Source organism: Myxococcales bacterium (genome assembly GCA_016717005.1).
Classification (GTDB): domain Bacteria; phylum Myxococcota_A; class Polyangia; order Haliangiales; family Haliangiaceae; genus UBA2376.
Genome location: JADJUF010000001.1, coordinates 849,218 through 866,780, shown reverse-complemented (window position 1 = coordinate 866,780; position 17,563 = coordinate 849,218). Strand labels below are relative to the sequence as shown.

Sequence of the window (17,563 nt, the reverse complement as noted above, 5' to 3'; positions counted from 1 at the left end):
TGGGCGGAGCGTGGTCGGGCTAGCGCCCGTCGATGATCTGCTTGATCGCGGTGGCCCGCTCCTGGGCCTTCTCGCGGCCGCCGAGCTGCTCGAGCCGGTCGCGCTTGACCTGGGGCAAGAACTCGACGTCGGTGCACTCGATGATCGCCGCCAGCTCCTGGAGCTCGCGCTCGAGGGTCTGGGTCGACGGCATGAAGTTGGCCAGGGTCTGGGCCAGCGCGGCCTTGGTGATCCGGTCGGCGCCGGCCAGGAGCGACGTGCGCCAGGCTCGCCCGACGATGCCCTCGATGTCGGCGCCGCTGAGGTTGCCCTTGTGCGGCAGCGTGTCGGGCAGGTCCTCGTCGAGCAAGGTCGCGCCCGACTTGCGCGCCAGGACCTTGAGCATCTTGCGCAGCTCGGCGTCGTCGCTCGGGTAGAACAGCGGGATGTGGACCTCGGCCCGGCCCTGGCGCTTGATGTCGATCGGCAGGAGGTCGGGGCGGGCGGTCAAGAGCATCCAGATGATCTTGCCGCGGTAGCGGGTGTCGCCCATCTGGTTGGCGATCATGCCGAAGATGCGGGCCGACACGCCCGAGTCGCCGCCGCCGCCGTCGCGATCGCCGAGCACGGTGTCGGCCTCGTCGATCACGACCACGACCGGGCCCATCGACCGCAAGAGGCCCAGCACCCGCTCGAGGTTGCCCTCGGTCTCGCCCACGTACTTGGACCGGAAGTTCTTGAGCACCACCGCCGGCACGCCGATCGAGCCGGCCACGCACTGGGCCAGGAACGACTTGCCGGTGCCGACCGGGCCGTTGAACAGGTAGCCCATCGGCACCGTGTCGAGCATGCCCTTCTTGATCAGCGCGGCGTCGTCGAGCAGCCGCCGCTTGGCGGCCTCGTGGCCGACGACCGTGTCGAGGCCCCACTTGGGCTCGACGAACTCGAGCATGCCCTGGGCCTGGCGCTCGATCAGGCGCTTCTTGAGGTCGCGGAAGTAGGTGGCGTCGAGGCGGCGGCCGCTCTCGCGCGACGACCGCACCAGCACCTCGAGGTCGGTCAGCGCGATGCCGGCGGTGAGCTTGGCCAGCTCCGCCACGCCGTAGTCGGAGAAGCTGGTGATGTCGACGCCCTTGACCGCGGCCTCGAGGAACGCCTCGCGCTCGCTGACGTCGGGCATCGGCACCTCGATCGCGGCGACGTGGGGGTTGCCGGCCAGGCGGTCGTTGATCTCGGACAGCCGCGGATCGATCAGCACGACCGCGAGGTTCAGGCGCTTGATGTACGGCGACGACGACCAGTTGAGCAGCGTCACCAGCTGGGTCTGATCCGACAGCGCCAGGCGATCGCCCGACGGCGCGACGAACGACGCGTGATCGATCACGATCGCCGCCGACAGGCGCCGGTCGGGGTCCGCCATCACGTTCTTCTGGATGAACAGGTCGAGCGCGGCCAGCGCGGTCACCGGGTCGCGCTTGAGCTGGCGGACGTCGCCGAGCACGCGGTTGACCTTCTCGACCATCTCGGTCAGGCGCTTGCCGTTGCTGCCGGCCACGCACCGGATGCCGCGCGCCAGGTCGTAGTGGAGCAAGAGGTCCCAGCGCCCGAACAGCTGCTCGGCCAGGAAGTCGGCGAGGCTGCCCCAGCGCAGGTCGGGCCCGTCGGCCGGGCCCAGGCGGGCCAGGTCGAACACGTTGCCGTGCAGGATGAACATCGAGGTCGTGCCGGAGAAGTACAGCTCGGCCAGGCGCGTCGCCCACGGCGGGAAGTGGCCGGGCAGGGCGCTGGCGCGGCGCACGCCGTCGGTGCCGGCCAGGGTCTTGTCGGCGGGCGCGGACGGCGGCGTGGTCGGGGGCTCGGGCTGGCTCATGCGACCTCGCTGACGTCGGTGGACAGGATCGACGGCGCGTCCTGGTGGTCGCCCAGGCCGGTGATCGACTGCAGCTCGCGGATGGTCTCTTCGGTCTGCGACATGCCGGCGGCGACCGCGTCGACCTGGATCGACAGCTCGTCCGGGTTCTGGTGGCTGATCGCCATCTCGGTCAGGGCCTGGATCTTCGACTCGATCCGATCGAGCTCGACCGTGACGAACTCGGCGTTGCCCTTGGCCTTGTTGAAGTTGTCGAGGCGCATCTGCGCGGTCGCGACGCTGTCGACCAGGGACCGCAGGATGCGATCGTCGCCCTTGGTCTCGGCCTCCTTCTGCCGCGCGACCAGCTCGTCGAGCTGCTTGCCGATGCCGGCGCCGTCGGCGGCGCGCAGGAACCGGCCCAGGGCCTGCTGCGACAGCAGCAGCCGCAGGAACACCCACAAGAGCCGATCGAGCGCGGGCGTGCGCAGCTCGGCGGCGGCGCCGCTGGTGTCGCTGGTGTCGCCGCGGACGGCGTTGGCGATGCGCTGCATCTCGACGCACCGGGCCCGCAGCCGCAGGAACCGGTTGCGGCGATCGGGCTCGAGCGAGCCCAGCACGTCCTGCAGGCGCTGGCGCGAGCTGGCGCCGCCGGTGACCGCCGCGGCGGTGCCGCCGCCCTCCTCGCTGCGCGCCTTGGCGTCGATCGCGCCCTGGAACCGCGGCAGCGTGGTCAGCGCGGCGAGGTACGCGATCTCGCCCGCGGCGACCAGCGGCAGCGCCACGTCGGGGCGCCCCGAGATCACCGCGGCCGCGGCGGCGCCGCCGAGGATCAGCAGGTTCCACCGGTACGTGAAGGCCTCCTGCACGTACCGGAACCACCCCGCGCGCTTGCGCCTGCTCACGGCCTAGTCCCCGCTCCGCTGGGACGACTCGAGCTCGTCGATGATCTCCTTGATGCCGTAGACCGTGTCCTGGAACTCGGGGTCGCGCTGGACCTCCTTGGCCGGCTTGGTCGGCGGCGGAACCTTGACCTCCTTGAGGATGGTCCCGGGCGACGACGAGAAGATCAGGATGTGGTCGCCGAGGTAGACCGCCTCCTCGACCGAGTGGGTGATGAAGAACACCGTCGGCGACTGCTCGCGCCACAGCTCGATCAGGAGGTCCTGCATCCGGGCCCGGGTCGGCGGGTCGAGCGCGCCGAACGGCTCGTCCATCAAGATGATCTTGGGCTCGAGGATCAGCGTGCGCGCGATCGCGACCCGCTGGCGCATGCCGCCCGAGAGCTCGCTCGGGTACTTGCCCGCGTCCTTCTTCGGCGACAGCCCGACCTTGCCCAGCCACAGCATCGCGCGGTCGAGGCGCTCGCCCTTGCCCATGCCCTGACACTCCAGCCCGAACGCGATGTTCTCGAGCACGGTGCGGTGATCGAAGGACGTGTAGTCCTGGAACACCATGCCGCGGTCGGCGCCGGGGCCCTTGACGATCTGATCGCCGACCAGGACCGTGCCGGAGGTCTGCGGGAACTGCGGCCGCAGCCCGGCGATGAGCCGGATCACCGTCGACTTGCCGCAGCCCGACGGGCCGAGGATCGGCACCATCTCGCCGCGGCCGGGGTGGTCGTCGATCGTGAACGTCACGTCCTTGATCGCGGTGAAGTCGCCGTAGGACTTGGTGACCTTGTCGAACACCACCACCGGCGTCGGCGCGGCCGGCGCCAGCGGCTTGAGGATGGCGCCGCCCGACACCTGGGCCGTGGCGCGCTGGTTGGTGGGCTTGCTCGGGCTGACCGGCGCCGGGCGGGGCGCGGGCGTGCCGACGTTGGGCGCCGGGGGCGCGGCCGCCCGGGGCCCGCTGGGCGAGGCCAGCTCGCGCTCGAACGCGCGCAGCGCCGCCTCGGCCGCGACCGGATCGATCGGCTCGGCGGGCGCGGCGGCGGGCGCGGCGGCGGGCGTCGCCGCGGCGGTGGGCGGGGCGCCCGGGGCTTGGGGCTGGTCGTCGCGACCGGACGCGCTCACGTCACAGGTCCTTCCGGTAGTGGAACATCTGCCGCTGCAGCAGGCGCAGCGTCCAGTCGAACACGAACGCCAGGAGCGCGATGATGAACAGCATCAGGTACGCGACCGCCGAGCCGCGCCGCTCCGACATGTTGATCAGGAAGCCGAGGCCGGCGTGGATGTTGATGGTCTCGGTCAGGGCGATGTAGCCGAACGCCAGGCCGAACAGGAACCGCAGGCTGGTCACGATGTCGGGCAGCGCCAGCGGGAACAGCACCTTGGTGATGATCTGGAACCGCGACGCGCCCAGGGTCTGGGCGGTCTCGACGTAGCGCTCGGGCACCAGCGCGATCGTGCGCACGGTGTCGGAGAACACGAACGGCGCGGTCGCGAAGAAGATGAACATCATCTTCTGCTTCTCGCCGATGCCGAAGAACAGGAGCGTCACCGGGATCAGCGCGCTGATCGGCACGCTCCGCCCGAAGATCACCAGCGGCTGGAAGAAGGCGGCGATCGCGCGGAACGAGCCGGCGATCACGCCGAACGTCACGCCGACCAGGGCCGCCAGGGCGAAGCCCTTGCCGACCCGCCACAGCGACGCGATGATGCCGTCGACGAGCGCGCCGTCGGGCAGCTTGTCGAGCGAGTCCCAGACCTCGAACGGGCTGGGCAGCTTGGCCGGCGACACGATCCGCTCGACCGGCGCGCCGCGGGTGACGAACCACCACACGGCGAAGACCAGCCCCAGGCTCAGGAGGCCCAGTAGCTTGCCGACCACCGCGGGTGGCTCCGCGCGCAGCGTGAGGAACCACGGCCGCGGCGCTGGCACCGTGGGCGCGGACGGCTCGGTCGTGGTTGGCGTCGGCTGGGTCACTGCGCCTCGGCCGGCACCACGCGCACTTCGACCCGCCGGTTCTTGGCGTGGTTCCCGGGGTCGTTGGGATCGGCCGGGCTGTCCCAGCCCTTGCCCTCGACCGTGAACTGGTTGGGCTGGAGCTGGAACTTCTTGATGATCGCCGCCTTGACCGCGTTGGCGCGATCCTCGGACAGCTTCCGGACCAGCTCGGGGTCGGCCTGGCCCTTCATCGAGCTGTCGGTGTGGCCCTGGATCAGGATGCGGGCGGCGCCGTACTGCTTGCTGACCTTGGCGATCTCCTCGACCACGAAGTCGACGTTGGGATCGTAGAGGCCCTCGACGGTCGACCCGTCGTTGCCGCGCTTGTCGACCTTCTTGTAGAGGTCGCTCGAGTTGGGGAAGAACTGGACGACGACGGTCTTGGTGAGGATCGTGCTCTCGACCGGGATCTGCGACGCCGCGACCGGCGCGAACGCGACCTCGTACTCGTTCTTCTGCTTGGCGTACTTGTCCTCGCTGCCGAGCTTCTTGATGATCGAGAAGTCGACGATCTGATCGAAGTCGACCTTCTGGCCGACCAGATCGGGATCCGCGGCGCGGTAGAGCAGGTACGCGGTGTTGTACGTGCGCTCGAAGTTGGTGGGGTTGTTCTGGTTGATGAAGAACTCCCGGTTCTCCGCGTAGTTGGTCCAGTGCGCGTCGCCGAGCATGCCGAGGGTCTCGTCGGGCGGGATCCCGAAGCCGTCGCTCATCCACTTGGCGGCCTGCTGCTTGGCCGGGTCGTCCTTGAGGGCGGTGGTGGCGTCGAGGATGCCGCGCACGATGCCCTCCATGATCTCGGGGTTGTCGCGCGCGAAGTCGGCGCGGGCCCACCACACGTCGGCGATCAGGTGGTTGGCCTGCAGCGTCGTCACGAGCAGCTCGTTGCCCGGCAGCTTCTCGGCGATGCGGTAGATGTCGGGCGCCCACGACACCACCGCGGCGATGTCCTTCTGGGTCGCGTAGGCGCGCGCGGCCTGGAACGCGTCCTTGGTGAAGACCATCTCGACCTCGGACGGCTGGACGCCGCCGTTGAGGAGCGCGTTGAGCAGGAAGTAGTGCGACGGCGAGTTCTGCGCCAGCACGACCTTCTTCTTGCGCAGGTCGGAGATCTTGAGGCCCTTGCGCACGACGATGCCGTCGCCGCCGTTGGACCAGTCGACCTGGTGGAACACCCGCGGCATCGTCCGCGGATCCGCCTTGAGGCCGTTGACCAGCAGCGGCAGCATGTCGACGGTGGCCCAGCCGATGTGGACCTCGCCCGAGGCCACGGTGTTGCGCATGTCGACCGGGTTGTCGGCGAGGATCAGCTCGACCTTGAACGGGTTGCCCTTGCCGTCGGTCCAGACCTTCTTGGCCTTGAAGCCCTCGTTGGCGAAGATGATCGGCGCCCAGCCGGCCCAGACGTTGATCGCGAACTTGACGACGCGGTCCTTGCCGAGGGCCTTGTAGTCGGAGGTGCCCGGCACCGGCGGCAGCTTGGCGGCCGACTCGAACTGGTACTCCTTGACCGTGGTCGCGCTGTTGATGTCCTCCATCTCGAGCGGCGTCGGCGTCCCGCCGGCCTGCTTCTTGATGTCGGCGATGTCGACCTTGCCCGACCCGCCGTTGGGCTTCTTGGACTTGCTCGACCCGCGCAGCACGGCGAACGCGACCAGGGCCACGATCACGGCGACGACGGCGATGAAGAAGGCGGGCTTGGGCTTGGATCCGGGCTTGGTCATGGCTCACTCCTGCCGGGCGGCGCCCGGCCACAGACGATCACGCGCGTACAACGGCGGCGAGGCCCGGGCGCGGGGCCCGGGCCGACATCACTTCTCGGTCTCGAGGGCGCGCTCGGCCGGGCCGAGATCCTTGGTGGCGTCGGTCATCGGCGTCACCTCGGGCGCGCGCATGCCCAGCGAGACCTCGAGGTCCTTGAGGGCGTCCTCGGCCATGGACTTCTCCATGCGCTCCTCGGCGTCGATCTCGGCGATGCCCTGCTGCGACAGGTCCGACGCGACCCGGGCCTTGCCGCGGTTCGCGTCGATCTTGCCCTGGATCACCTGCTCGAGCTGACCGAAGTCGGTGGTCACGTTCAGGTCGAAGCTCGCCGACAGCTTCGCGACCTCGGCCTCGGCCTCGCTCATCTTGAGCTCGGCGTCGTACTGCTGGATCTTGGACTTCACGTCCGCCAGCTTCTTGTTGGCGCTCTGGATCTTCTTGAGGTTGTTCTGGTAGGCCGCCTCGTGCATCTGGAGCTGCTGCCGGTTCTGCTCGAGCTGGGTGCGCGCCTTCTGCAGCTCGAGCGCGAACTTGGCCGCGGTCTCGCGGTCGCCGGCCTTGAGGTAGGCCTTGGCCTGGGCCTCGAGCTTGGTGGCGTGGGCCTCGCCGTCCTTGACCTGGCGGTTCACGCGCTCGACCAGGCCGCGGTACTGCTCGAGGCCGACCCGGCCCTCCTTGAGCTGCTCGACGGCCGAGTCGTACTCGTACTGCATCTGGGCGATCGGATCGGCCTCCCAGAAGAAGTTGGCGAGCTTGTTGAGCTGGGCGCGCAGCGCGCCGAACATCTTTCCGAAGATCATCGCGGTCTCCCCTGGGGTGGCCGGACGGCGGTCCGACTTCCCCCGACCTTACGGCGGGGCCCGGGTTGTCTCAAGCGGCCGGGCCGGCAATGGACATCGCGCGCGGTGATCGGTCAGGTCGGCCAGCCGCGCACCAGGATGACCCCCAGCGCCACCAGCACCAGCGCCGCGACGACGTTGGCGCGGCCCATGTGCGCGGCCAGCCGGCGCAGGCGCACCGCGTCGGGCGCGGTCGGATCGCGCTCGATCGCCGCGACCGCGCGCGGGCCGATCGAGAAGTCGTGGACCGCCGACGCGATCAGGACCAGCGCGTACACCGCCAGCTTGGCGAGCGCGGCGCGCCCCAGCGGCGACGCCCGCCACGCGGGATCTCCGAAGCTGGCGAGGTCGACGCCGCGCACCCACAGGTTGTAGCTGCCGGTCACCGCGAGGATCGCGAAGCAGATCCAGCCGATCGCCCGCAGCCGGGGCCCGGTCTCGGTCAGGAACCGCGCCGCCAGGGTCCGGTCGCCGCGCCGCAGCCACGGCACCGCGACCAGCACCAGGAACAGCGAGCCGCCGATCCAGGTGATCGCCGCGAGGATGTGCAGCCAGACCGAGGCGAGGTAGAGGGTGAACATGCTCAGCCGTGGGGCAGGGTGTGGTCGAGGAACACCGTCAGCGCGGTCAGCGCGTCGTCGTCCTGCTCGTGCATGTGGCGGTAGCGGTGCCACTGCTCGACGATCGCGGCCCGGCGCGCGGCCGGCGGCGGGATCTCGTCGAGCGGCGCGACCGTGGCCTCGATCGGCGGGCGGTCGGCCCGCTGGTACTCGATCGACAGGCTGACCCGCGGCGGCGCGCCCGGCCGCGCCAGCGCGCCCCAGTGCAGGAGTTTCGGCGTCCAGCCCAGCACCGAGCCGGCCGGGGCCGGCAGCGCCCGCACGGTCTGGAGCGACAGGATCTCGGTGGTGGCGTTGGGGTTCTGGTACTGCAGGTCCCACGGCGCCGGCACGACGTACATGCAGCCGTTGTCGGCGGTGGCGTCGGTGACCGGCACCCACACCGACAGGCCGTCGGGCGCGCCGCGCTCGTCGACCTCGACCGCGGGGTTGTCGCGGTGCGCGGCCCAGCCGCCGGGCGCGCCGCCGCCCCCGACCCACCAGGCCCAGAACGCCGGCTGCCGCACCGCCGGCGCGCCGAGGGCGGCGCTGACGATCGGCGCCAGCGCCACGGCCAGCTCCCACGGCGCGTCGTAGGCGAACGCGGCCACCGTCGGTACGCTGGCGGCGTGCGCGGCCGCGACCGCGGCGTGGCAGCGCGCGACCAGCGCGGCGTCGAGCACCGACGGCAGCGCGAAGTAGCCGTCGCGCCACGTGGCCGCGGCCACCGCGGCGGCGTCGATCGCGATCGGCGGGTGCGCGCGCGGCGCGCCGATGGACAGCGCGGTCAATGCGCCACCACCGTGCCGTAGGCGTTGCCGCCGATCCGGTAGTAGGTCGGGTGGCGCGCGAAGCTCCAGGCGCCGAACAGGTTCACGACGACGCCGATCACGATCAGCGCCTTGGCGACGTGGCGCAGCGGCCGGCCGCCGACCGCGAGCAGCAGGATCAAGAACACGGTGTAGTCGAGGCTGAACCGGTAGCCGAACTGGACCCAGCCCGAGTTCTGGTAGAAGAACGTCGGGATCGCGACGATCGCGACGGTGAGCCACAGCGCGCGGTGGATCGGCGGGCGCTGACGCGGCCACAGGAGCAACAGCAGCGCCGGCGTCGTCACCCACAGCGCCAGGCCGTGGCCCGACACCTGGACGAACGGCCCGTGGGCCGGGAACTCCGGCAGGAGCGTGAACGCCACCGCCAGGTTGCGCGCCAGGTACTGGTAGCTGAACAGCCCGTACTGCTCCATCTGCGCCTGCTGGCGCACGTCGAGGTAGGTGTGCCCGAACTCGGTCGGCGCGTCGAACCGCGCCAGATTGTACCCGGCGGCGGCGATCGCGATGACGATCACCGGCAGCGCGAACCGGATCAGCGGGCCCCGCACCGCCCGCGCGAACGCCGCGCGATCGGCGCGCAGCGCGGTCAGGCCGCCGGCCATGCGCGCGGCCTCGAGCACGAACAGCGGCAGCATGAACGCCATCGGCGTGCGGGTGATCGCCGCCAGCCCGAGGAACAGGCCGGCGAGGATCGGCCGGCGGGCCTCGATCGAGGCCCACGCGTACGCGGTCGCGAGCAGCACGCCGAGCACGTGGGCGGTGAACCAGACCCGGCCCTGCACCGCCGCGAAGTACAGGACCGTGCCGAACCCGAGCGCGATCGTCAGCCAGACGTCGTCGGCGGCGGTCCGGATCGACTGGCCCGCGGCCGCGAGCCGTCGGAGCGCCGCGAAGAACAGCGGCAGGATCAGCGCCGCGCACAGCACCGTCGGCGCGACGTCGTTGCCGGCGCGCCCGCCCAGCGCCGCGCCGGGCAGCATCAGCACGCTCGGCAGCGGCGGGAACGAGACGTAGTAGGTCTGGCCCTTGCTGCTCGCGACCTCGGCCAGCGCGACCTCGGCGCCGCGGGTGGTCCGGAACACCGGGCGCGCGTGGAGGCGGCGGCCGCGGACCTCGCGGCCGTCCTTGAGGATCACGGTCTCGACCTTGGCCCAGTCGTCGCCGCGGGTCGGCGGCGGGGTGATCGAGGTGCGGCCGTGCAGCCACGCGTCGGCCTGGTAGACGAAGTGCGGATCGGTGGACTGGTGCCACAGCCGCGAGCCGGACATGGCGCCGTAGCCGACCAGGCCGACGGCGAACAGGATCAAGTGGATCGCGTAGCGGCGCAGCACAGGCGCGTCACTCTACCCCCAGGCGCGCCGCGATCGGTCCGATCCGCGACGCATCGTGCGCGCGGCCGAGGCGCGGCGGCGTCGGTTCCCGGGTAGGATGCGCGGCCTGGTGCCGTCCCCCGCCTCGCGCCTCGCTCGCCTCGCGCCCGCGCTCGCGCTGGTGGTCGTCGCCGCGTGGAGCGCGCGGCGGGTGGTCGGGGCCGGGGCCGGCGTGCCCGACGACGCCGCCTGGGCCGCCGCCGCCGCCGAGGTCCGCGCGGCCCACCAGGTGGGCGAGCTGATCGTGATCGCGCCCGGGTGGGCCGAGCCGGTCGGGTACCTGCACCTCGGCGATCTGGTGCCGGTCGAGATGGCCGGGCGGCTCGACGCCGCGCGCTACCCGGCCATCTGGGAGCTGTCGATCCGCGGCGCGCGCGCGCCTGAGACCCGGGGCCTGCACGCCGCGTCGACCCGCACGTTCGGCGGCGTCACGGTGCGGCGCTTCCGCCAGGCCGCGCGCACGGTCGTCACCGACTTCGCGCCGCTGATCGGGACCGCGACCGTGGCCGGCAAGCGGGCGCGGGGCCCCGAGCTGGTGCTGGCCGAGGTCGGGTTCGCCCCGCATCGGTGCGCGCAGGTGGTGCCGACGCCCGACGGCGCGGTCACGATGACCTTCGCGGACGTCGCGCTCGGCACCGAGCTGGCCTTCGGCGTCGGCCTGGCCGACGTGTTCACGCGCCGCGACGTGCGCGACCCGGCCGAGCTCGCCGTGGCGGTCGACGGCTTCGAGCTGGCGCGGGTGCGGGTCGGCGTCGACGACGGCTGGGTCACGCGCACGGTCGTGACCCGCCCCGGCCGCGGCGCGGTCACGTTCACCGCCCGCGCGGTCGGGCTGCGGGCCGCCAACCGGCTGGTGTGCTTCGCCGCCGAGGCCCGGCGATGACGCCGCGGGCGAACCCCTGGCTGGTGCGGGCGATCGGCGCGGCGCTGGTGGTGCTGACCCTGGCGACGACGCTGTCGGCGCAGCGCGACGTCGGCGTGGCCCGCGACGAGACCGTCTACATGGGCGCGGGCGACGGCTACGCCCGCTGGTGGCTCGATCTGATCGGGCGCAAGCGCGGCGTCACCAGCCACGCCGGCATCACCGCGGCCTTCGGCGGGCCCGGCGTCACCGATCACAACCGCGAGCACCCGCCGCTGATGAAGACGCTGTTCGGGCTGTCGCACCGGCTGCTGCACGATCGCCTGGGCGTCGCCAGCCACGTCACCGCGTACCGCGCGCCGACCGCGCTGATGCACGCGCTGCTGGTGCTGATCGTGTTCGCGTGGGTCGCGGCGGCGTGGGGCCTGGCCGAGGCGGTGCTCGCCGCGCTCCTGACCCTGTGCCTGCCGCGCGCGTTCTTCCACGCCGGCCTGGCGGCCTTCGACGGGCCGATCGCGACCTTGTGGCTGGCGACCTTGTACTGCTACTGGCGCGCGCTGGCGCGGTGGTGGTGGGCGATCGTCGCCGGGGTGGTCTGGGGCCTGGCGCTGTCGACCAAGCACAACGCGCTGCTGATCCCGTTCGCGATCGCGCCGCACTTCGTGTGGGTCGTCGCGCGCCAGACCTACCCGACGACCCGGCCCGGGCGGCTGCGCTGGCCGCGGGCGCTGGCGCGGGGCCTGGGCGCGCGCTGGTACGTGCCGCTGGCGCTGATCGTCCTGGGGCCGCTGACGCTCGTCGCGGTGTGGCCGTGGCTGTGGTTCGACACCGTCGCGCACGTGCGCGCGTGGCTGACGTTCCACATGACCCACGTGCACTACAACTTCGAGTACCTCGGCCACAACTGGAACCACCCGCCGTTCCCGTGGCACACAGCGATCGTCACGACGCTCCTGACCGTGCCGGCCGGCACGCTGGCGGCGGCGGCGCTGGGCGCGGCCGTGCGCGCGCGGTGGTGGCGCGCGCGCGCGATCGCGACCACCGACGCCGGCCTGCTGCTGGGGCTGTCCCTGGCCGCGTCGATGGGCCCGTTCCTGCTCGGCTCGACGCCGATCTTCGGCGCGGAGAAGCACTGGGAGGCGGCGATCCCGAGCCTGTGCGTGGCGGCCGGGCTCGGCGCGGTGTGGGCGGCGCGCGCGGCGGCGGCGGCGCTGGCCGAGCTGTGGCCGCGCGCGCGGCACCGGGCCGCGCCGGCGCTGGCGGTGGCGCTGGTCGGCGCGGCGCTGGTCGGCGCCGCCGCGGCCGAGACCGCGCACGCGCACCCGTACGCGCTGACGTCGTACAACGCCATCGCCGGCGGCGCGCCCGGCGGCGCCGACCTCGGCATGAACCGCCAGTTCTGGGGCTACGCCGCGCGCGGCGTGCTGCCGTTCCTGCGGACCCAGGCGCCGCCGCCGGGCGCCCGGCCGCGGCCGGTCTACGCCCACGACGCGGCGCCGGCCTGGGGCGCCTACGCCCGCGACGGGCTGCTGGCGCCGGGGCTGCCCGACGCCGGCCACGAGGACGCGGGCGTCGCGTGGTCGCAGCTGGCGATCGTGATCCACGAGCGCCACTTCCGCCGCCACGACTTCATGATCTGGCAGAGCTACGGCACGGTCCAGCCGGTGTTCGTGCTGCGCGTCGACGGCGTGCCGATCGTCAGCGTCTACCGCCGGCCGCCGTGACGTCGCGCGGCCCCGCGGACGCCTGACGCCGCGGTCGCGCGGCCCCGCGGACGCCCGGCCCCTACTCGGCCGGGCCGATCCAGATCTCGTCGACGTTCAGGTGGCCCCACGACCGCTCGGACTCGTCGACGAGGGCGATCGTCGCGGCCTGGCCGATCAGATCGGCGACGCTCCAGCTCACGTCGACGAACCGCTCCGACGGCGGCATCGGTGCGGTCGCGGTGCGGACGGCCTTGCCGCCGATGCGCAGCTCGACCCGCAGGCCGCTGTCCTCGGCGCCGCCGCCCAGGCGCATGCGGATCGTGTCGGCGTCGATCGTGAACTCGGCCGAGATCAACGTGCCGGTGCGGCCGTCGCCGCCGTGCATCGAGGTCGCGAAGTGGCGGCCGCCGAACCGCCGCACCAGCCCCTGGCCCGCGACCTCCTTGCGCTCGGGCGCGTTGCCCCAGGCGCTGCCCATGACCGTCCAGCTGGCGTAGGAGCCGCTCTCGAAGTCGAACAGCACCCGCCAGCCCGTCGGCAGCTGCGCGGGGCCGGCGGGCACCCAGATCGAGTCGGGCACGATCTTGGCGCCGGTGAACAGGCGCGGTCGCGCGGTGCGCGCGACCAGATCGTCGGGGCGGTAGTAGTGCGCGATCGCCGGCACCTCGAGGAACAGATCGCGGTTGTCGAACACGATCGCCGCGAACTCACGGCCGCGCAGCGCCTCCTCGAGCCCCATCACCGGGCGCGGCTTGCGCGCGGTGACGTCCTTGACGCCCATCCGGTGCACGTACATCGGCTTGCCGGCGAGGTGCGCGTACCACGGATGCGACGGCACCCACACCCGGCCCGGCAGCGCGCGGATCGTCGCGATCAGCTCGTCGCCGGCGGCGCGATCGCGCGCGGTCGGGATGAACGGCCGCGGGTTCCAGCGGGCCTGGTAGAGCTGCACGCCCAGCCCGAGCGCCACCACCGCCGCGCCGAGGTGCGCGAGCGTGCGGGCTCGATCCGCCGCCCGCTCCGACGGCGCGCGGTCGCCGCTGAGCAAGAGCTCGCCGCACGCGAGGATCGCCGGGACCGCCAGGCCGGCCGCCATCGCGCCGTGCAGGAACGCCGGCATGTACGCGTTGTAGTGCGCGAACTCGGTGCCCCAGCCGATCGCACCGATCAGCGTCGACACCGCGTAGACGTAGGTCCACAGGAGCAGCGCTCGCGCCGGCGGCGGCAGGCGGCGCCGCACGATCGCGCACGCCAGCACCACGCACAGCCCGAGCACGATGATCGCCGTGGCCCACCGGAAGTGCATCAGGATCAGCTCGAACGACTTGTAGAAGCGATCCTTGTTCCAGTCGTGGGCCTGGTGGATCTCGAAGGCGTAGGTCCAGAACCAGCCGCCGGTGGTGCGCTGGAGCAGCGCCGCGCCGCCCAGGCCCATCACGCCGGCCGCGGCGACGTAGGTCGGCGCCCGCCGCCAGTTCATGACGGCGATGATCGGGCCGCCGGCGAGCACGTAGAGCACGCCGGTCTGCTTGGCGAAGAACGCCAGGCCCAGGATGAGGCCGGCGACCGCGATCCGGCGGTGCCCGCGGAAGCCCTCGTCGGCGCGGGCCCACCGCGACAGGCCGATCAGGCCGCCGGTGGCGATGAACAGGAACATCGTGTCGGCCCGGACCAGGTCGTACCAGCCCTCCATGAACGGGTACGCGGCGGCGAACAGCCCGAGGCCGAGCACCGACCCGGCGACGGCGGCGCCGCGGTGGCGCGGCGACCACGCCAGCGCGTTGGTGACCGCGAGCGCGGCCAGGCCCACCAGCGACAGGATCGAGACCAGCCGACCGAGCTGGTACGACAGGCCGACGACCGAGCCCAGGAGCGCCAGCAGGCCCGGGTACAGCGGCGTGTACAGGAACGAGATGTAGTCGACCGAGGGCTGGCCGTAGATGCCGTCGCCGCTGGCGATGCGCGCGGCGCCGTGGAGCACGCCGCCCTCCATCCACTCGAGGTCGTAGGGGTACGGGAACCGCGCGGCCACCGCCCACACCAGGAGCGCGATCTGCCACACGCCCGGCGCCGACAGGAGCGTCCAGAACCCGACCCGGAGCCACGTCGGCATCGTCATCGCACCACCTGCAGGGTCGCGACCTTCGCGCGCCGCTCGACCACCGTGATCCCCGGCGGCGCGACCACCGGCTGGCGATCGGCCTTGCGCCACACGCCCATCCAGACGTCGTAGGCGCCGGCCGGGGCCGAGGCCGGCACCGTCGTCGTGATCGTGTAGCGGATGAACTGGCCGCGGCGCCACCAGTCGAACGGGCGCACCGGCGCGTGGTCGGCGGTGAAGCGGCCGCCGGCGGGCCCCTCGACGTGGACGAACACCTTCCAGCCGCCGGTCAGGCGGCCGCGGGCCTCGAACGAGAACGTCAGCTCGACGCTCTGGCCCGGGCGGACCTCGGCGGGCGCGTCGAGCCCGAGCAGCCGGACCTGATCGCCGAAGTCGACGTCGAGCGGGCGCGCGATCGTCGGGCGGGCCGGCAGGAGCGCGTCGCCGGCGCCGGCCGGGATCTGGGCGCTGTCGTACCAGCGCTCGAACGCGGTCCGGACCCGGGCGCACGGCCCGGGGGCGTCGGCGCGATCGTGGGTCTCGGTGGGGTCGTCGTCGAGTCGGTACACTTCCCAGCTCGTGTGCGGCGACACGTTGTACAGCACGTGGCACGCCAGCGTCGCGGCGCCGCGCAGCTCGTGGTTGCCCTCGTACGAGAGCTGCTGGAACACCACGCGGTCGGGATCCTCGGGCCCGCCGGCCACCAGCGGCACGAGCGATCGCCCCATCATCTCCGGCGTCGGCGCGGCGCCGGCCAGGTTGGCCAGGGTCGGCAGCACGTCGATGTGGCCGACCGCGGTGGTCGACACCCGCGGCGGCAGGCCCGGGACCCGGACCACCAGCGGCACCTTGGTCTGGGCCGCGTACAGGTGGTAGCCGTGCTGGAACACGCCGTGCTCGCCGAAACCCTCGCCGTGGTCGCCGGTGATCACGATGACGGTCTTGTCCCACAGGCCGCGGGCCTTGAGATCGGCGACCAGCCGGCCCAGGTGCAGGTCGGTGAACCGGATCTCGCCGTCGTAGCGATCGATCTCGCTGTCGCCGAACTTCGGCACCTCGGGGTGGGGCTCGTACTCGTGGTGCGGATCGTAGTAGTGGACCCACAGGAAGAACCGGCGCCCGGCGTTCGCGGCCACGAACCCGAGCGCCTTGTCGGTCTGCTCGCGCGACGAGCTGCCGCGGGTGTGGGCCGGGTCGGCGCCCTGGTGCAGGCGGGCGTTGTCGTTGTCGTAGACGTCGAAGCCCTGATCCATGCGCCGGACCCGATCGAAGTACCAGTAGTTGGTGAACGCGCCGGTCGCGAAGCCGCGCCCGCGCAAGATCTCGGCGATCGTCGTGGCCTTGGCCTGCAGCCCGGGCCAGCCGGCGATCGAGGTGTCGTAGTAGACGTCGAGCGGCAGCCGGCCGGTCAGGATCGCCGGCATCGAGTACCGCGTCGACGGCGCGTGGGCCCAGGCCGCGCGGAACAGCGTGCCCTCGGCGGCGATCGCGTCGATCGTCGGCGTGGTCGGGCGGCCGTAGCCGTAGGCGCTGACGTGGTCGGCGCGCAGCGTGTCGATCGTGATCAGCACGACGTTGACGTCGGCCGGCACCGTCGGCGGCGCCGGCGCGAACCCGACCTCGGCCACGTCGCGCTGGCTCTTGGCGTCGCCGGCGACGCAGTTCTGATCGACGCCGTCGTCGGGGATGTCGCTGGCCCCGGGGTGGATGCTGGCGTCGCCGTCGTCGCAGTCGTCGCCGCCGAACCACGGCGAGTGGTGGTCGCGATCGCGATCGATCATCCGCTTCCACAGCCGGGTCAGCGGATCGCCGCCGCCGGAGTAGGCGACCGCGCTCTTGATGATCGCCGCGCGGTTGCCGGTCGCGGCCGCGGCCAGGAACGTCGCGATCGGCACCGCCGCCACCAGCGCGCGCCGGCGCCAGGGCCGCGCCGCCCGCCAGCGCACCGCCACCGCGGCGCCGCGGCCCCGCAGCGGGATCGCGAACACCAGCGCCACCGCGATCACCGCCGGCGGCCGCAGCGGCAGGAGCTTGACCACGCTCCAGGTCGAGATCAGCGCGGCGACGCCGCCGAGCGCGACCAGCGCCGCCAGCGCCACCGCCGGGGCCCAGACCCACGCCAGCGCCGGGCCCAGCCGGCCCCGGGCCAGCGCGCGCAAGCCGTACTCGATCGGCCGCGCCACCGCGATCGCCAGCGCGATCGCGATCGCCAGCGCGACGACGCTCGCCACCATCGCCACCGCCACCACCAGCGCGAAGTTCTTCCGCGTCTGGAGCACGTGGATCAGGCGCGCGAACGTGATCCAGACCGTCACCGTCGCGATCGGCACGAACGCCAGCACCAGCGACACGCCGATGACCGCCTGGTCGGCGCCGCGGGCCCGGGCCCGGGCGTGCTCGCGCGCGGCGTGGCGCACCAGCGTGCCCAGCGCGGTCGCGCGATCGTAGTACGCGACGATCGCCGCGATCACCGCGCCGGCGACCAGGCCGACCACGGCGTAGCTGGCCGCCACGTACAGCGCGACCCGGAGCCGCTCGAGCACGCCGGGCGTGAACTGCGCTAGCGCCCGCCACGACCACAGCGCGTCGCACAGCCCGGCCGCGACCGCGGCCAGGCCCCCGGTCGCAGCGCCCGCGATCACCACCTGCGCCAGCGGCGGCTGCGGTGCGCGTGCGTCCGGCGCGCCTGGCGCGGGCGTCGCGGTGGACGGCTCGGACATCGACCGGCGACCCTAGCAAGAAGTGCGCGCGCGGCGGCTCCGCGCCGAC

Annotated in this window: 13 protein-coding genes; 2 read left to right on the top strand and 11 right to left on the bottom strand. The window is 72.7% G+C overall.

The genetic code is table 11. The features are described from left to right. Positions 1-19: 19 nt before the first annotated feature. From IPL61_03665 to IPL61_03625, 9 genes are all read right to left on the bottom strand, one after another. Positions 20-1,849, bottom strand: coding sequence for an ATP-binding protein (locus IPL61_03665; GenBank protein ID MBK9030430.1), 1,830 nt, complete (start codon positions 1,847-1,849; stop codon positions 20-22). Further along, positions 1,846-2,733 (bottom strand): hypothetical protein, encoded by an 888-nt coding sequence (locus tag IPL61_03660; protein MBK9030429.1) that lies wholly within the window; start codon positions 2,731-2,733, stop codon positions 1,846-1,848. Before IPL61_03660 ends, IPL61_03665 begins: the two co-directional genes overlap by 4 nt. Before the next feature lie 3 nt (positions 2,734-2,736). Further along, complete coding sequence (locus IPL61_03655; GenBank protein ID MBK9030428.1) at positions 2,737-3,846, bottom strand: ABC transporter ATP-binding protein; 1,110 nt, start codon at positions 3,844-3,846, stop codon at positions 2,737-2,739. Between the two features lies 1 nt (position 3,847). Then, entirely contained in the window at positions 3,848-4,603 is a 756-nt protein-coding gene (locus IPL61_03650; GenBank protein ID MBK9030427.1) for an ABC transporter permease subunit, read from the bottom strand. Positions 4,604-4,695: 92 nt separating this feature from the next. Then, positions 4,696-6,444 carry an OmpA family protein gene (locus IPL61_03645; GenBank protein ID MBK9030426.1) on the bottom strand — a complete coding sequence of 583 codons (1,749 nt, stop codon included), beginning with the start codon at positions 6,442-6,444 and terminating at the stop codon, positions 4,696-4,698. A gap of 87 nt (positions 6,445-6,531) precedes the next feature. Further along, positions 6,532-7,284, bottom strand: a complete 753-nt coding sequence (locus tag IPL61_03640) for a PspA/IM30 family protein (protein MBK9030425.1) — start codon at positions 7,282-7,284, stop codon at positions 6,532-6,534. 113 nt (positions 7,285-7,397) lie between these two features. Continuing rightward, positions 7,398-7,904 carry a DUF4149 domain-containing protein gene (locus IPL61_03635; protein ID MBK9030424.1) on the bottom strand — a complete coding sequence of 169 codons (507 nt, stop codon included), beginning with the start codon at positions 7,902-7,904 and terminating at the stop codon, positions 7,398-7,400. A gap of 2 nt (positions 7,905-7,906) precedes the next feature. Next, entirely contained in the window at positions 7,907-8,713 is an 807-nt protein-coding gene (locus IPL61_03630) for a phytanoyl-CoA dioxygenase family protein (protein ID MBK9030423.1), read from the bottom strand. Then, on the bottom strand, positions 8,710-10,086 hold the full coding sequence (locus IPL61_03625; GenBank protein ID MBK9030422.1) for a hypothetical protein: 1,377 nt from the start codon (positions 10,084-10,086) through the stop codon (positions 8,710-8,712). Before IPL61_03625 ends, IPL61_03630 begins: the two co-directional genes overlap by 4 nt. Positions 10,087-10,195: 109 nt before the next feature. Here IPL61_03625 and IPL61_03620 point away from each other — a divergent pair, with 109 nt between their 5' ends. Both IPL61_03620 and IPL61_03615 read left to right on the top strand, forming a co-directional pair. After that, positions 10,196-11,008, top strand: coding sequence for a hypothetical protein (locus tag IPL61_03620; protein ID MBK9030421.1), 813 nt, complete (start codon positions 10,196-10,198; stop codon positions 11,006-11,008). Next, on the top strand, positions 11,005-12,711 hold the full coding sequence (locus tag IPL61_03615) for a glycosyltransferase family 39 protein (GenBank protein MBK9030420.1): 1,707 nt from the start codon (positions 11,005-11,007) through the stop codon (positions 12,709-12,711). The genes IPL61_03620 and IPL61_03615 overlap by 4 nt, the downstream gene beginning before the upstream one ends. Before the next feature lie 61 nt (positions 12,712-12,772). Here IPL61_03615 and IPL61_03610 read toward each other — a convergent pair whose 3' ends face one another. Further along, positions 12,773-14,812 carry a DUF2029 domain-containing protein gene (locus tag IPL61_03610; GenBank protein MBK9030419.1) on the bottom strand — a complete coding sequence of 680 codons (2,040 nt, stop codon included), beginning with the start codon at positions 14,810-14,812 and terminating at the stop codon, positions 12,773-12,775. Further along, a complete protein-coding gene (locus IPL61_03605) occupies positions 14,809-17,514 on the bottom strand; it encodes a sulfatase (protein MBK9030418.1) in 2,706 nt (901 codons plus the stop codon). Before IPL61_03605 ends, IPL61_03610 begins: the two co-directional genes overlap by 4 nt. Positions 17,515-17,563 lie beyond the last annotated feature (49 nt).

What these genes read in the sequence shown, in the direction of transcription:
- IPL61_03665 (MBK9030430.1), bottom strand. Translation starts at nt 1,849, where the DNA reads ATGAGCCAGCCCGAGCCCCCGACCACGCCGCCGTCCGCGCCCGCCGAC.
- IPL61_03645 (MBK9030426.1), bottom strand. Translation starts at nt 6,444, where the DNA reads ATGACCAAGCCCGGATCCAAGCCCAAGCCCGCCTTCTTCATCGCCGTC.
- IPL61_03640 (MBK9030425.1), bottom strand. Translation starts at nt 7,284, where the DNA reads ATGATCTTCGGAAAGATGTTCGGCGCGCTGCGCGCCCAGCTCAACAAG.
- IPL61_03635 (MBK9030424.1), bottom strand. Translation starts at nt 7,904, where the DNA reads ATGTTCACCCTCTACCTCGCCTCGGTCTGGCTGCACATCCTCGCGGCG.
- IPL61_03615 (MBK9030420.1), top strand. Translation starts at nt 11,005, where the DNA reads ATGACGCCGCGGGCGAACCCCTGGCTGGTGCGGGCGATCGGCGCGGCG.
- IPL61_03610 (MBK9030419.1), bottom strand. Translation starts at nt 14,812, where the DNA reads ATGACGATGCCGACGTGGCTCCGGGTCGGGTTCTGGACGCTCCTGTCG.
- IPL61_03605 (MBK9030418.1), bottom strand. Translation starts at nt 17,514, where the DNA reads ATGTCCGAGCCGTCCACCGCGACGCCCGCGCCAGGCGCGCCGGACGCA.